Source organism: Nostoc favosum CHAB5714 (assembly GCF_020829495.1).
Taxonomy (GTDB): domain Bacteria; phylum Cyanobacteriota; class Cyanobacteriia; order Cyanobacteriales; family Nostocaceae; genus Nostoc; species Nostoc favosum.
This window is the reverse complement of sequence record NZ_JAIVFQ010000062.1, coordinates 1-14,698: the sequence shown is the minus strand read 5'-3', so window position 1 is coordinate 14,698 and position 14,698 is coordinate 1. Positions and strand designations below refer to the sequence as shown.

General features: G+C 43.0%; 11 protein-coding genes and 1 pseudogene. 7 read left to right on the top strand and 5 right to left on the bottom strand.

Annotated elements, in window-relative coordinates:
- Positions 1-103: 103 nt before the first annotated feature.
- Both ubiE and LC586_RS27805 read right to left on the bottom strand, forming a co-directional pair.
- Complete coding sequence (gene ubiE, locus LC586_RS27810) at positions 104-808, bottom strand: bifunctional demethylmenaquinone methyltransferase/2-methoxy-6-polyprenyl-1,4-benzoquinol methylase UbiE (protein WP_229488472.1); 705 nt, start codon at positions 806-808, stop codon at positions 104-106.
- 115 nt (positions 809-923) lie between these two features.
- Complete coding sequence (locus LC586_RS27805) at positions 924-1,862, bottom strand: response regulator (RefSeq protein WP_229488452.1); 939 nt, start codon at positions 1,860-1,862, stop codon at positions 924-926.
- 1,034 nt (positions 1,863-2,896) lie between these two features.
- Between LC586_RS27805 and LC586_RS27800 the strand changes: the two genes are divergently transcribed.
- The 4 genes from LC586_RS27800 to LC586_RS27785 all read left to right on the top strand — a co-directional run bounded on the left by LC586_RS27800 (position 2,897) and on the right by LC586_RS27785 (position 8,838).
- Positions 2,897-3,985: a RuBisCO accumulation factor 1 gene (locus LC586_RS27800; RefSeq protein ID WP_229488451.1), complete on the top strand. Its 1,089-nt coding sequence runs from the start codon at positions 2,897-2,899 to the stop codon at positions 3,983-3,985.
- 596 nt (positions 3,986-4,581) lie between these two features.
- Positions 4,582-5,355 (top strand): aquaporin Z, encoded by a 774-nt coding sequence (gene aqpZ, locus LC586_RS27795; RefSeq protein WP_229488450.1) that lies wholly within the window; start codon positions 4,582-4,584, stop codon positions 5,353-5,355.
- A gap of 542 nt (positions 5,356-5,897) precedes the next feature.
- Positions 5,898-8,396 carry an ATP-dependent helicase gene (locus LC586_RS27790; RefSeq protein WP_229488449.1) on the top strand — a complete coding sequence of 833 codons (2,499 nt, stop codon included), beginning with the start codon at positions 5,898-5,900 and terminating at the stop codon, positions 8,394-8,396.
- A 277-nt stretch (positions 8,397-8,673) separates the two neighbouring features.
- Positions 8,674-8,838 (top strand): hypothetical protein, encoded by a 165-nt coding sequence (locus LC586_RS27785; RefSeq protein WP_229488448.1) that lies wholly within the window; start codon positions 8,674-8,676, stop codon positions 8,836-8,838.
- Between the two features lie 77 nt (positions 8,839-8,915).
- Here the strand turns inward: LC586_RS27785 and LC586_RS27780 are convergent.
- A pseudogene (locus LC586_RS27780) lies at positions 8,916-9,092 on the bottom strand (ChaB family protein); the annotation flags it as partial.
- 235 nt (positions 9,093-9,327) lie between these two features.
- On the opposite strand from LC586_RS27780, the gene LC586_RS27775 reads away from it, so the two are divergent.
- Positions 9,328-9,540 carry a metallophosphoesterase family protein gene (locus LC586_RS27775; protein ID WP_229488447.1) on the top strand — a complete coding sequence of 71 codons (213 nt, stop codon included), beginning with the start codon at positions 9,328-9,330 and terminating at the stop codon, positions 9,538-9,540.
- 179 nt (positions 9,541-9,719) lie between these two features.
- Here LC586_RS27775 and LC586_RS27770 read toward each other — a convergent pair whose 3' ends face one another.
- On the bottom strand, positions 9,720-10,109 hold the full coding sequence (locus LC586_RS27770; protein ID WP_229488446.1) for a DUF1499 domain-containing protein: 390 nt from the start codon (positions 10,107-10,109) through the stop codon (positions 9,720-9,722).
- Positions 10,110-10,437: 328 nt separating this feature from the next.
- Between LC586_RS27770 and LC586_RS27765 the strand changes: the two genes are divergently transcribed.
- Together LC586_RS27765 and LC586_RS27760 are read left to right on the top strand one after the other, a co-directional pair.
- Positions 10,438-11,586: an alanine--glyoxylate aminotransferase family protein gene (locus LC586_RS27765; RefSeq protein WP_229488445.1), complete on the top strand. Its 1,149-nt coding sequence runs from the start codon at positions 10,438-10,440 to the stop codon at positions 11,584-11,586.
- A 178-nt stretch (positions 11,587-11,764) separates the two neighbouring features.
- On the top strand, positions 11,765-12,028 hold the full coding sequence (locus LC586_RS27760) for a hypothetical protein (RefSeq protein WP_229488444.1): 264 nt from the start codon (positions 11,765-11,767) through the stop codon (positions 12,026-12,028).
- Between the two features lie 637 nt (positions 12,029-12,665).
- Here LC586_RS27760 and LC586_RS27755 read toward each other — a convergent pair.
- On the bottom strand, positions 12,666-14,069 hold the full coding sequence (locus LC586_RS27755; protein WP_229488443.1) for a hypothetical protein: 1,404 nt from the start codon (positions 14,067-14,069) through the stop codon (positions 12,666-12,668).
- Between the last annotated feature and the right edge of the window lie 629 nt (positions 14,070-14,698).

The following is a 14,698-nucleotide window of genomic DNA, read 5'->3' as shown; positions in this document are numbered from 1 at the left end:
ATCGCGTCTGTACAAATGCGATTAATCACCTCTGTACAAGAGTTAGGAGTTAGGAATGATAAATTTTAAATGAGAATTTATCACTACTCATAATTCATAACTTTTAACTAATAACTCCTAATTTACTAAGCACTAGCACTCCCATCATACCGTTCACAATGGGGTAGTGTGTGGCAACAGCAAAACCAACTTGCCGCGCTAACTCTATTTGCTCTCTCCCGATGGGAAAGCGGTCTAAGCTAGGGCTGATGTAAGCATATTCTTCTTTTAACCCTAAATAACTGGCAACTGGCACCACAAAACTGTCCAGATACAACTGCTGAAGGGCACGTAGCTGAGGATTACTCGGTCGATGAAAGTCTAAAATTGCGGCTTTAGCACCCGGCTTCAAAACCCGATATAACTCTTGGAGACTGCGGGAAATATCTTTAACATTTCTTAAACCATAGCCCATTGTTGCGGCATCAAATTGGTTATCCTCAAAGGGTAAATTTAGCACGTCGGCTTCTACCCAGGCGATCGCAGGTTGGGGGTACTGCCAATGTGAGCGTTCTTTAGCTTTTTCTAGCAGGTTGGGGGAAAAATCCACTCCGTACACCTTCCCTGTTGCTCCTGTGCGCCGTGCCAGACGTAAGGCTAAATCACCACTACCGCAACACAAATCTAATGCAGTATCACCCGATTTAGCTGCACTCCATTTCACTGCCATTTCCTTCCATATTCGATGCTGTCCCAGACTCAACCAATCGTTCAACTGGTCATAAACCGGAGCAATACGGTTAAAAATGGACTGAATTTCGTTAGTCATTGGGTATTGGGTATTGGGCATAGGGCATAGGGCATAGGGCATAGGGCATAGGGCATGGGGCATTGGTTTTTGACTAATGACAAATGACTAATGACTAATGACTAATGACTAATGACTAATGACAACTAGTAAGAGCGATCGCTATCAGTTGGGCTGATAAATTAATTAGCATTAATTCATCTTCCCGTAAAGTGCAGGGTTGTTTCCACTGTAGGGATAATACGCCCAAAAGTTGATTACGGTAGCTAATTGGGATAACTAAATGTGCTTGCACACCCGTATTTTTGTAGTGAATAGCATCAACTAATTTTGTGTCTTTAAGTATATTTAAGGAAACTTGCATTTGCCCGGTGGCGATCGCTTCCTTTGTTAGTGGGTCAAGAGATAGCCAATTCTCAATTGTACCTGTATCGCTGTAAGTTCCTTGAGTCGCAATCAGAGTATTTCCATCTGTCAGTTGTAGAATACACCCGTCTGTTCCAAAAGTATCACTCACAGCCCTAGCAATTGGAGCGAGAGTTTCTTCTAAGCTAGAAGCTCCTTGAGTTACCTGTACCAAAACACTCAGCAGGGCTATTTGAGCATGAGAACGGCGTAATTCTTCTGTACGTTGCTTGAGCAAGTCGTAGGTTTCTGCTGCTCTTTGCACCACTGCCTTCAGTTCGCCTGGGTCCCAAGGCTTGGTAATATATTTGTAGACTTGCCCCGCATTAATCGCCTCTACCAAGTCTTCAATATCAGTAAATCCGGTGAGAATTATCCTAACCGTATCGGGAAACTGAGGTACAGTCTTGCTGAGAAACTCAGTTCCTTTCATTTCTGGCATCCGTTGATCGGAGATAATCACCGCTACCTCCCCGGATGCTGCCAAAACTTCTAGGGCGTTCACCCCACTATCAGCTTTCAGAACATTAAAGTCGCGTCGAAAGGTGCGATAAAGCAGATCGAGATTATCTGGCTCATCGTCAACTACCAGGATTTTCAGCTTTTTTGGTTGTTGGAGAGTCATCACTTGATATTGGAGTTTATCAATTTCGAGATTGGGCTTATCCATAAGATATTTCCTTTAAATATTCACTATCTTGTTATATTCCATACCAAGCTTAGTTGAGAATAGCTGAAATTTATCAAGGGTTTTTACGGAGTTAGCTAGCAAGTTTAAATACGGCAAATGTGAGTGTCACAGAGGAGATTTGCCTGCCCAAATATCTGAAGCAAGAAAAAATTGCACAAGAAGAATTAACTAGATAAGTTTCTAGGACTTACGCATTGACAAGAAATATTAAATATGGATCAAGGTTAAAAACTATATCTTTCGTAAGGGCACAGCATTGCTGTGCCCCTACAGGATGGTCTATTTAGGGACTTCCAAGAAATAAATTACCCAAACAAATAAACGTAGACGCAAAGCGGTGAAGCAGCGCGGTCTTGGGGGTTTCCCCCATCTTGGACTGCACCAAGCCGGAGGGCTTGCCGCAGGCTACCACTCCAGACACAGAGAACACAGAGGAATGAGGAGGAGAGAGCTTTTTCGTTAATTTTTGAGTATTTTTTATTTGGAAGTCCCTTATACCAATTCTGTATGAAGATGCGCTAAACCATATTTAAGTACAAGAAAGAAGAAAGAGAAACGAACCGCAAAGGACGCAAAGGACACAAAGAAAGAAAGAAAGAAGTTAAAAGGGTTTGGCGCAGCCTCACAAAGAAATGGTATTACGATCGCAGAATAATTAAGAAAAGCCTGAAAACTTCCTATTTTAGGTAATGCACATCACGATGCATTTGTACAGTGCGTAACTCGTAGTTTCTATAGATCAACGCAAGGCAGTAGTTATACTCAGAACTTGCACCAGCCCCAACAACCGCCTCAAAATTCATTCTGAGGCTATTAGCTTGCATTCTTCTAAAGAAGACTCAATAAGGATTAGAGTCCACGCTTAGTGGACTTGCGCTAAAAGCCTGTGAAATAAATTTCTTGCGGGGAAAGTGGGCAGGTGCAAGATATAACTATGGGTAGTTCATAGATTAGAATAAGACTTGCTCATGAGGTATTAATCAACCTCTCAAGTTGAAGCTCGCACTCCGATTATGACTGATCTACCACCCAACGCTCAGAATCCCGAAGAAAATGCTACCAACGATGTAGCACAAGAATTACTGCGAAGGCTGAGGCAAAAACAAGGCAACTGGGTGGAATGGGGAGCCGCGATCGCCTCGTTGCTAAAAACCGGTTACAACCCCCAAGAAATTTTTGAGGCGACTGGATTTGAGCCGATTCAACAAAATCAGGTGGTTGTTGGTTCTCAAGTTTACAATTCTTTGGAAAAGTTTGGAGTATCGGAAGCAACGCGATCGCACTATGCTACACGCGGCAGTGATGTTTTATACGAACTGCGTTTGCTCACCCAAGAAGAACGCGCCGCCGCCGCCGAACTAATCTTCGTCCACAATGTTGATGCCGATGAGGCACGGGAAATAGCAAAAGCACTTAAAGAGTTCTCTTATTACCGCACTTTACCAGAAGGATTTTCTGCCCATCCTGGGGATGCTGTTGCTCATCAAGTTTGGAAACTGGCACGCCAAAATGCAGATTTACAACAGCGATCGCGCCTAATCGCCAAAGGTTTACGCTTTGCTCACACGCCAGCAGCAAGGCAAAAAATCGAACAACTACTGACTGATTTTACTACCGTTCCCCAGCGTCCAGCGCCAATTTTACCCTTTTACCGCCTGGAATTTGAAGAACAATTACCCCGAATCTTGCCCGTGGTAGGCGAGTTGCCATTATCACGACAAGACTTGCAAGCTGTGCCTATACTGACAGAAATTGAACCATTTCGGATGGTCAAGTTTTCTGGAGAGCAAGCTTGGATACCATTACCAGGTTGGCAAGTGTTGTTGGCGGCAGAAGATCCAGTAGTGATTTTAGCGAATAGCGATCGCTTCCCCATCCAAACCCAAAGCCAAATAGGGCCAGTCGTAGTAGTGATAGATCGTGCCCAACGGCAATGGGATGCCTCCAGCTACTTTGTTGTTGAAAATGGTGATGAATTAGATTTTCAGTGGTTTGAAACTGAGCCAGAAATTCCTCTACTAGGACAAATTATCATCATCGTGCGTCCTAAGAAAATTCTAGATGAAGAATTAACTAAGGATTCATGGCAGATTGACGAATAAATTCAATTTTAGACAGGACTAACTGTGTGATGTAATCTATTAATACCGTCCAAATAGCGCATAGTAGACCGGGCATTAGTTCATTTTTCTATTTGGCCAATGCCGCCAGTTGCTTTAACTCTCTTAAGCAGAGCAAGGCACTGGCTCCCCAATGCTTTGTCTAAACTCTTTATTTTCATCGAATTAAGAGAACAGAGAACAGTATTTTTTCAATTTAAAGTTTATAAAACTATTACAAAATTTAAATAAATTTTCAAACCATTTTTAATAGAACTCACTGGAGCAAGAATCTCAACAAATGTATCATTCTGAGCAAAATGCTTAAGAAATTAAGTATTTTCTTGGTTATTTTATCTTTTCCGGTATCTTCTTTTATTACCACAATTATTGAGTAAAAAACAAATCCCTATTTTTTTGATTTAGTTTCTTGAAGAATTCAGAAGTCAGAATTCATTAGTGAGGGATTTAGAACTGTCACTAATTGGAAATTTAATGGAAAGAAAACAAACCCAATGGATTTCTGTTGATATAAATGACTCAAGGATTGTCCAACATCGCTATCACTCGTTTGTAGCTGAACAAGGAGTTTTCCAAAAATGTCTCTAACTAAACGTTGCTTGGCCGAATTTATTGGTACATTGTGGCTTGTCTTAGGTGGTTGTGGTAGTGCTGTTCTAGCCGCAGCCTACACGGCAGATGCAGCAAAAATCAGCGAAAATACTTCTTTTCCACTGGGTATTGGATTAGTCGGTGTATCTTTGGCGTTCGGGCTTACCGTCCTCACAGGGGCTTATGCTTTTGGTCATATTTCTGGTGGCCATTTCAATCCAGCTGTTTCCTTTGGACTGTGGGCAGGTAAGCGTTTTCCGGCGTCTGACTTACTACCTTACATCGCCTCTCAAGTAATCGGTGCAGTTGTTAGTGCGGGCCTTATCTACCTGATTGCGAGCGGCAAAACTGGATTTATCTTAACTGGCTCTAACCCATTGGCCACTAATGGCTACGGGACTCACTCTCCAGGTGGTTACACGCTGTTTGCTTGCTTCATTAGTGAAGTTGTGATGACTTTCATGTTTCTATTGATTATTTTGGGTGTAACTGATAGGCGTGCTCCTAAAGGATTTGCACCACTGGCAATTGGTTTTGGACTCACCTTGATTCACCTCATTAGCATTCCTGTAACCAATACCTCGGTTAATCCCGCCCGTAGTACTGGAGTTGCTCTATTTGCAGGTGTAGAACTCTTTTCCCAAGTCTGGCTGTTCTGGATAGCTCCGATTTTGGGGGCTATTTTAGCAGGATGGTTGTATGTAGCCGTCTTTAGTGAATCAACTGTGGACGAACGGCAAAATGTCGAAGAGCTAGTCTAAAAGTCATTTTCAACTATTGCCGCTTTTTATCGCAGTTGATCAAAAGCGGCAATAGTTGGAGCTGCTTTGTGCTTATAATCAATCTCTCAGATGAAGTTGCGTAGGCGCAGCCCAACCTAGGCATCGCTTGAGATTTCGTTTTGAGATTTCTTAATAATCCTCCGACTAAATGAACAAATGAGCCAAGCGAAATTTGTTTTGTCGGGGGATTATTATATTGTCCCAGGTTCCGATTGTCAAATAATAATTGAGTAGTGGAAATTGTTCGTATAGCGGTTGCCATTCAGATGCGGTAGAACATTTATCGCAAGGTGTAGGGGCACGGCATGTCGTGCCCCTACGGGTGTACCTCACGTAAACGAGAACCGCTATAGTTTAGGCTAATTTGATTTATTTTCGCATACTTACTTACGAACCTATTAAATAAAACTTGATAGACTACTATCAGCAATTTAGTAATTTGGGATTAAGAATCACCGAAGATATTGATATCTGCGGTTTGTAAATTACATTCAACATATATTGAATATATAAAATTTGGTATGTCAGACTCTAAATTTACTGCTCCTCTGGCTCAAGAATTACTCCACTCAGAATTGTCTGAACGATCGCCCGTGTCATCCCTACGGGCAGAAGCCATAGCACGCATCCGCAACAGTTTACGTCCTGGACAACAGCAAATGGCTGACTGGCAATCTGGCCCTTTGGCTATTTCTGCCGTTCCTGGTGCAGGCAAATCTACTGGGATGGCGGCGGCGGCAGCGATCGCGATCGCACGTCAGTATGAACGTTCATCCTCGCGTCGTCAGTTGGTAGTTGTTACCTTTACTCGTTCAGCTGCTGCCAATATTAAAGCGAAGATTCGCAAATTCTTACGAGATGATTTATCTCTCCCTCAGACGGGATTTTTCGTCTATACCCTACATGGTCTAGCGTTGAACATTGCCAGTCGCCATTCTGATTTATCGGGTTTGCAGTTAGAAAATGTCACATTAATTACACCAACCCAAAGCCACCGCTTTATCCGAACAGCTGTAGAGCAATGGATTGCAAATAATCCAGGAATATATTTGCGGTTATTAGAAGGTCATCAATTTGACGGAGAAGAAACAGAAAGGTTACGTCGCCAATCGGTGCTGCGAACAGAAGTATTGCCAGAATTGGCTAATACGGTAATTCATGAAGCAAAAAGTTCTGGGATATCGCCAGAATTATTGCGGGAGTGGAGTAAACAAACCACAGACGAATATACAATTTTGAGTGTAGCGGCGGGATTGTATGAGCAATATCAAAACTTAATGCGATCGCGTGATTTCATCGATTACGATGATATGATTTTAGCCGCACTGCGCGTTTTAGAAAACGACAGTGCCCGTCGCATCGAGCAAAACCAAGTATTCGCAGTCTTTGAAGACGAAGCCCAAGATTCTAGCCCATTACAGACACAGTTGTTAGAAATTTTGGCAAGTGATGGGGGATATGGGAGAGCGAGGGGAGATGAGGGAGATGAGGGAGATAATTCTTCACTCCTAACTCCTAACTCCTCACTCAGTACAGACGCGATTAATACAGACGCGATGAATCGCGTCTCTACGCACTCCCCACTCAACTTAGTCCGAGTTGGTGACCCGAACCAAGCGATTAACTCTACTTTTACCCCAGCCGATCCGATTTATTTTCGGCAATTTTGCGAAGAGTGCGATCGCATCGAACGATTGGCAACGATGGATCAAGCTGGTCGCAGTACTAGAATTATCATTGAAGCTGCTAACTTTGCCCTCAAATGGATCAATAAACAGTCGTTAGCAACAACGAATAACGGACAAAAGACTCCTGACAACCGACAAGTACCATTTCGCTTGCAGACAATTCGCCCTGTTGAAGTTGGTGATCCGCAAAATAACGCCAACCCAGCACCAGTAGGACGAGGACTGGAACTTTATACCCCGCGTGACATTCATCACACCGTTAAATTGTTATCTCAAAGAGTGATTGAGTTATTTGGTGAAGACCCAACACAAAATAGTGCAGCAGTTTTAGTGCGAGAAAATCGCCAAGGAAGATGGTTAGCAGAAGCTCTAACACCTGTGTGCAAAGAGCATAAAATTACACTCTACGATGTGGGAGAACGCGATCGCCGTTCCCATGTTCCCCAAGAGATTTTAGCATTACTGCAATTTTGCGATCGCCCCCACTCCCCCGATTACCTGAAAGCCGCATTAGAAGCATTAGTACAGCGCCAGTTAATTCCTACTCAAGACCTTAACGCCCTTGCTAGTCTCCCAGAAGAATTTTTGTATCCTGGCCCCCTAGCAGCACCCCAGCCAGAAACAGTCCAAAAAGCTGCTCGCTTGTGTCGCAATTTACTTCGCGCCCGCTTGGAATTGCCCCTGTACCAGCTAATTTCCTTTCTCGCCTTGACCTTAAATTACGACCAGGCAGAATTGGCAACTGCTGACAAACTCGCAGAACGGGTAAACCAGCAGATAGCTGGCAATAGTTCGATGGGGGGAATGCTGTCAGCTTTAAGTGAAATCGTCAGTTCCGAACGGTTTGAACCAGTGGAAACCGAAGATTCGGAAGAACGTTACACTCGTCGCGGTCAACTGACCATTATTACTATGCACAAAGCCAAAGGGCTAGATTGGGACTATGTGTTTCTTCCCTTTCTCCACGAAAACTTAATTCCTGGGAGATTTTGGGTTCCTCCCCAAAGCCAGTTTTTAGGAGATTTTACCTTATCAGAAGTAGCCCGCGCCCAAATTCGTGCTGCTCTCCACGGAGAATCTACCATACCAGATGTTACACAAGCATGGGAACAAGCAAAGCACTTGAAAATATCTGAGGAGTACCGTTTACTATACGTTGCGATGACACGAGCAAAGCGTCTGGTGTGGATGTCAGCAGCGCAGAAAGCCCCATTTACTTGGAGTAAACCGGACAATTTACAAGAACAAGCGCCTTGTCCGGTTTTTCCAGCATTAAAGCGCCAATTTCCTGAATGTGGGATGAATTTAGGAGTAATGACCAAACAAGTGTGATCAAAACTTTTAGGACTTGTGATCGTAAATAGACGATGCTGTAGGGGCACAGCAATGCTGTGCCCTTACGAAAGATATGGTTTTTAACCTTAATCCATATTTGGTATTTCTTGTCAATGCGTAAGTCCTAACTTTTAAGAAATTGAATGCAATCCACAGTTATTAGCGATCAGATTGTGAATATTTGTACGAAATAAGCTACCTATAGTGAAAGTTGCCGTTTGAAAATTGGTGTTATAAATTGGTGCTGAGATTTTAATCAGAAATTTATTTACCAATGAAAACCCAACAGTTGACAACGACACAAGAAAATAGACCCAGAAAGACAAAAAAACAGTCTTTTCCTGGCATTAGTATTGGTACTCCTAAAGTACCATTCCGCCAATGCAAGAAAGCTGTACAACAGCATGAGTTACTCTGTGACTGGGAACACGCCAGTTAATTTTGTAACATCCTCTCATACCAACTTACCAGTCGTGATGCATAAATTAGGAGTGCCTATGCCAAGCTTAAATTTACTCAATTGCCACCAGACACAACGGCTTTATTATGTATAGCAGTGTCTTCAGGCTTTCTCTGCCATTTCCCATCATTGCCTGGTTCGTATTCATTCTTTACACTATTCCAAGCAATATCACGCGCACCCTCTTCACTCAAACCATTACTTTGAGCAGCGTTAAGTGCTGCTACAAAAATCTATGCCACTTATAATTGCCGCTTATTAGTTAATGAAAGCATTTTACATAACTACGGCGATCGCTCTATATTAATCACGGGATTAGATGATTTAGTCAGCAAACCCGATTTAATCAAATCACTCCAAGGTGTTCGCCCTCAACAAAACCATTTATTACTTGCCCACTCACCAGCATATCGAGATTCCTTTTCAAGTGATGAGTTAGCAAAGATAACACAATACAAACCACAATATATGTTATCAGGACATACTCATGGCGGACAATTATCATTATTTGGCTTTGCTCCTTTACGTCCGCTACCAGGCGGACGTTATGTCAGTGGTTGGTATCGAGATGGTGCGATTGCCCTGTACGTATCGCGTGGACTAGGAGTTTCTGTTTTACCAGTAAGAATGGGTGTAGTCCCAGAGATTAGCTATTTTGAGTGGTTTCTGAACTCAGCTTGATTTTTTAGCGAGATCGCCCAAGCCGCATCGCGTCTGCATCATCTCAACAAAAATATTTTCTTCTCAATAACCTCGAACGTAGTCGCATTAGTTGTAATTTTCAACTGGGAGAGGGAACGAAATTTGCGATAGCGCTCCCAATTTAACCCTCTAAGAAATTGAAAACCATACGATAATAGTTACTTTAACTTGGCTCTAATCGTTTCTATTCGTTGACGATTGACACCCAAATCGCTCTGACCTAAGCGTGAGGCTGAACGTACTTGGATCACATTAGCATTCCGGTCTAAATAGAATTCTACATCATCCACAAATCCCAGTAAAGCGCTTTTAAATTCTGCATATAAATAATCTTGGCTTTCGCTAATTATTTTAGTTCTTGGTAAGGACTCAATAATCTGTTTAAGATTACTAATCGCTTCTTCTGGAGTAGATGTAAAAATAAGTGGTGCAATTTTGTGAACTGCATCTGTACTCTGACTAGAAACACAGTTAGGAGAATTAGGGCAGAGTGCTAATTTACCGTTGCTAATACCTAAATTATTTGGTCGTTTGCCAGCAAAAACCATAATTATGTCTCCGGGTAAGTAAATAAGTATACTCTCACACATTTGTTTTAGGACTTACGCAAAAAGTGCTAAAAAGCTTAATTTATCGAACCGCCAAGACGCCTTCTGGTGCGTCGGCTTCCGCCAACGCGCAGCGTCTCGTAGAGAAGAACGCCAAGAGTCGTAGAGTTTGCGTAAGTCCTATGTTTGAATCACTGTAATACTTTGCCGTAATCGCATCTTCTGGCAAATGACAGATTCGCTAAAACATCGGTGATGCGTTCGCCTCTGGCGTTGGCGAAGCCATCGCTCTATGATTCGGTAAGTATCGTCTAGGCGAAGACAGATTATGACGCAAACGATTTCAATCAACGACTCTGGGCGCTTGCAACTTACACCGTTAGAAATTCCATCCCGTTTGCTGTTGGGGCCTGGGCCCTCCAATGCCCATCCTACAGTTCTCCAAGCGATGAATACCTCACCAGTTGGGCATCTTGACCCAGCTTTTCTCGCACTCATGGATGAAATTCAATCGTTGCTACGCTACGTATGGCAAACAGAAAACCCACTCACCATTGCAGTCAGTGGTACGGGAACAGCCGCAATGGAAGCAACCATTGCCAATGCGGTAGAACCCGGTGATGTGGTTTTGATTGGTGTAGCTGGTTACTTTGGTAATCGCCTCGTGGATATGGCTGGACGTTATGGCGCGGATGTGCGAACCATTACCAAACCTTGGGGACAAGTTTTCAACCTGGATGAACTTCAAACAGCATTAAAAACTCATCGTCCAACTATTTTAGCCCTAGTTCATGCCGAAACCTCCACCGGCGCACGTCAACCATTGGAAGGTGTCGCTGATTTGTGTGATGAATTTGGCACTTTGTTGTTAGTTGATTCAGTCACAAGTTTAGGTGGTGTCCCCTTGTTTTTAGATGCTTGGGGAGTTGACTTAGCCTATAGTTGTAGCCAAAAAGGGTTGGGTTGCCCGCCTGGTGCTTCGCCTTTTACCATGAGTCCGCGTGCCGTTGAGAAATTGCAACAGCGTCAAACAAAGGTTGCAAACTGGTATTTGGATATGTTGTTACTGGGTAAGTATTGGGGCGCTGAACGCACCTATCACCATACAGCACCCATTAATTTATATTATGCATTGCGGGAAGCATTACGTTTGCTTGCAGAAGAGGGATTAGCAAACTCCTGGCAACGGCATCAGAAAAACGTAGAATATCTCTGGGAAGGGTTGGAGAACTTAGGACTGAGTATGCACGTTGAGCAAGAATATAGACTGCCAACGCTGACTACTGTCTGCATTCCAGCAGGGGTAGATGGGAAAGCGATCGCCCGGCAGTTACTCAATGAACATAATATTGAAATTGGCGGTGGTCTTGGCGAACTAGCTGGTCTTGTTTGGCGCGTCGGATTGATGGGCTTTAATAGTCGAAAGGAAAGTGTTGACCAACTTTTAGCAGCACTACGGCAAGTTTTGCCTAAGTAGTTTTCGGGTGAAAATGGTGCGTTAATAGTAGCTTAACGCACCTGATATAAAGAGCGTAGGCGTAGCCCGCCGTAGGCATCGCGCTAACATTACTTTGAGGATTAAAGCAAAGCTGATGCTCCACACTTACTTGCTCTTTTTACTTATCCAAAAGATTAAAGAAAGGGCAGGTTAATTTTTGCAGGCCGATACAATGGCATTGTTAGTCGATGCAATAGCATTGTTAGGCGACACAATGGCATTGTCAGGCGACACAATGGCATTGTCAGGCGACACAATGGCATTGTTAGGCGACACAATCGCATTGTTAGGCGACACAATCGCATTGTTAGGCGACACAATCGCATTGTCAGTCGATGCATTAACAATTTACGAGATTGGGTTAAGATGCCACGGCAATACAAACTGCGACTCGTTTCAATACTGCGTAGGTTTTGCCTGAAAAATCACTCTGGAGTAGGTTGGGTTGAGGAACGAAACCCAACATTATCAAGGCTTTGTTGGGTAACACTTAAGTTCAACCCAACCTACAAATCTTCAAAACCTACGCAGTATTGCGACTCGTTCACATTTTGTGAAAAACGTCGGGAGAATATATCTGTTGAGTATTCCTCGCTAACTCATTGCGAGAAAAAACCAACAAACAGTAGAGGCAAGAGTATTAGTATGGACACAATTAAGACGAGGGTTGCCGGCTCGATTTTAATCTGGTTCTTCTGTGGATCGCGCATTTGGCACTCCCTCGAACAATAAGTATATTAACTCAGCCTAAAGGATGTTTATTCCTTTTTCCAAGCCCAATCAGCTTTAAAAATGTAAATTTTTTAAATAGGCTAATGCATTAAATTTACATTTTTTTGATTTTAATAACTATTAATCCCTTGATTCATCCCTCCATTTGCTTATTTCTTCCAGGGTAGTTTAGTTCCCATTTCAGTCAATGCAGAAAAGATGAGATAGAGGACGAGTAACCCAGCACCCGCACAAAAAGCCAGTAAATCGTTATCCATAAGTGGTATTTGCTAAAACTTCGCTAATCATAGCGGAATCACTTAAATATTTAGCATTTTTCTACAGCCCTACAATCTTTGGTCTTTTGGATGCAAACTATACCATCCATACCAGTGACGAACTGCTAGCCAGACGGCACAAAGCAAACCCGCGAGGCTGAGGGTTAGTCCACTGAACGGTATTAATAAGCCAAAGACGGGTAGCACTGCTCCAGCAATAGTGCAGATAATAGCAGCAAGGGAAGCACTGCGACTTGCCCCCAATCCCCATGTAAGAAACAGTAAGATGATGGAAATTAAAGTCCAAGCCAACTGAGCATTGATGACGCGAGCCAGATAGGTCAAAGTCAATAGACAAGCAAAGAAAATACTAGCAGCGATCGCTATATTTTTGAAACTCATTGGCAGTGACAAATATAACAACAATATCCACCACAAAAATATTGCTGGTGCTAGCAATAAAAGACGCACAATTACGCCAGTGTGACGAATAGGTTCAGTGTTGGTAAACACTCCAAATGGATTTTTGACTGAAACATTATCGTCAAATTTCCAAGTAAATTGCGTACTGCGTCCGTCAACTTTAATTTCATTAGGTACAATACCACTGGCAAAATCAGCCGGAGCAAAGTTAGCAATTGCTGTAAGGCGGAAGTTGGAAAGCAACTGTCCCGTTGCACTATAAACCCAGCGCGGCCCTCCTTGAGCCTGATAAGTAACTCGAAAGGTGGTTTCTTCTCCTGGTTGTAAGCGGAAGGGAAAACTATAATTACCCGCGTTGGTTGGTTGTAGCCTAGTCCCGTCACGCTCAACTTTATAGCTAGCAAGCAGTGTGTAACCGTTGGGTGGCGGTGCTTCAAAGAAAAAATTATTAATATCCTTGAGTTGGTTAATTACTTTATAATCGGCAGTATAATTTGCCTGATAAATTGAGCTGCGGCCTGGAACATCTACGCTTTGGTCAAGCTTAACTTGAATTTGCGAACCAGCCAGCATTAAGAAGCGGGTAATCTCTCGCGTCTGATTTACCTTAACAATCTTGCCATTGATTTGAGTGTTATAAGAGTACGGCTCTTGAATAGAGTAGCGCACTTGCGGCGCAAATTGTTCGAGCCTTTCACCTGCAACAGTTTGAGCCACTTGAGCTACTTTTCCTTGTTCCCAGTGGTGGTAGCGATTGCTTAAAGTTGAACAGAGAAAAAATCCCGGTATTAATAGAATTAATACCAGGGTTAAATGTTGTAATCCCCGCAAAAGTTGGGAATAACCAACAGCCCATTCGCCGATGAATATTACTTGTTCCGGCTTGCTTAGACGTAGAGAAAAACTGATCAGTGCGATCGCAACTCCCAAAGCTACGACCAAAAATACTAATAACAGTGAAGCTTTGAGCGCCTGGGTTCCAAATTGGACAAGCTCAATTGGATGCGTCAAATCGGGTAATCCGGGAATACCTTGAGCAGAAGATGACATTGGTTGATTTTTGCAGAATTTGGAAAACCAGACCGATAAAATCTCTTAAAAGTTTCTGGAAAAAAGTTTTATTTGATACCCAAACAGTTTAAACAAATGCTGCGTAGGCGTAGCCAGCCGTAAGCATCGCTCTGACCCTGACTTACACAAAAACTCTCTCAAACTCTTATTTCTCTGTGTTCTCTGTGCCTCTGTGGTAGCCTGCGGCAAGCCGCTTCTCTACGAGACGCTTTGCGAACGCGTCTACGTTTTTCCAGTACCCATCTGTAATTACTACTATTGGTATAAAGATCAAAAGCCCAGTCTTCATGACCAGGCTTTTGAGCGTAAACAATGGGGCCATATTCCCCGAAGGTTAGTTATAGAGGTTCAGTATAATATCGATGCTCTAATAAGTGATACCACTTTGCTGTTATCAATTCCGGAAAATTCGCTAAAAATTTTTGAGTAGCCTTTTTGTCCCAAAATACAGCAAGCGGCTGGCAGCTTCAGCGTGTAGAATGTGACATCTCCTACACTGACTCTGCGAGTACAGTGTAGGCTTCCAAGACAATCCGGCTATTGCTTAGGAGGCTCTTGGCTTTAAGAACGGAATGCCCTACCGCTCTATTTTTTATATTTATCGCTGC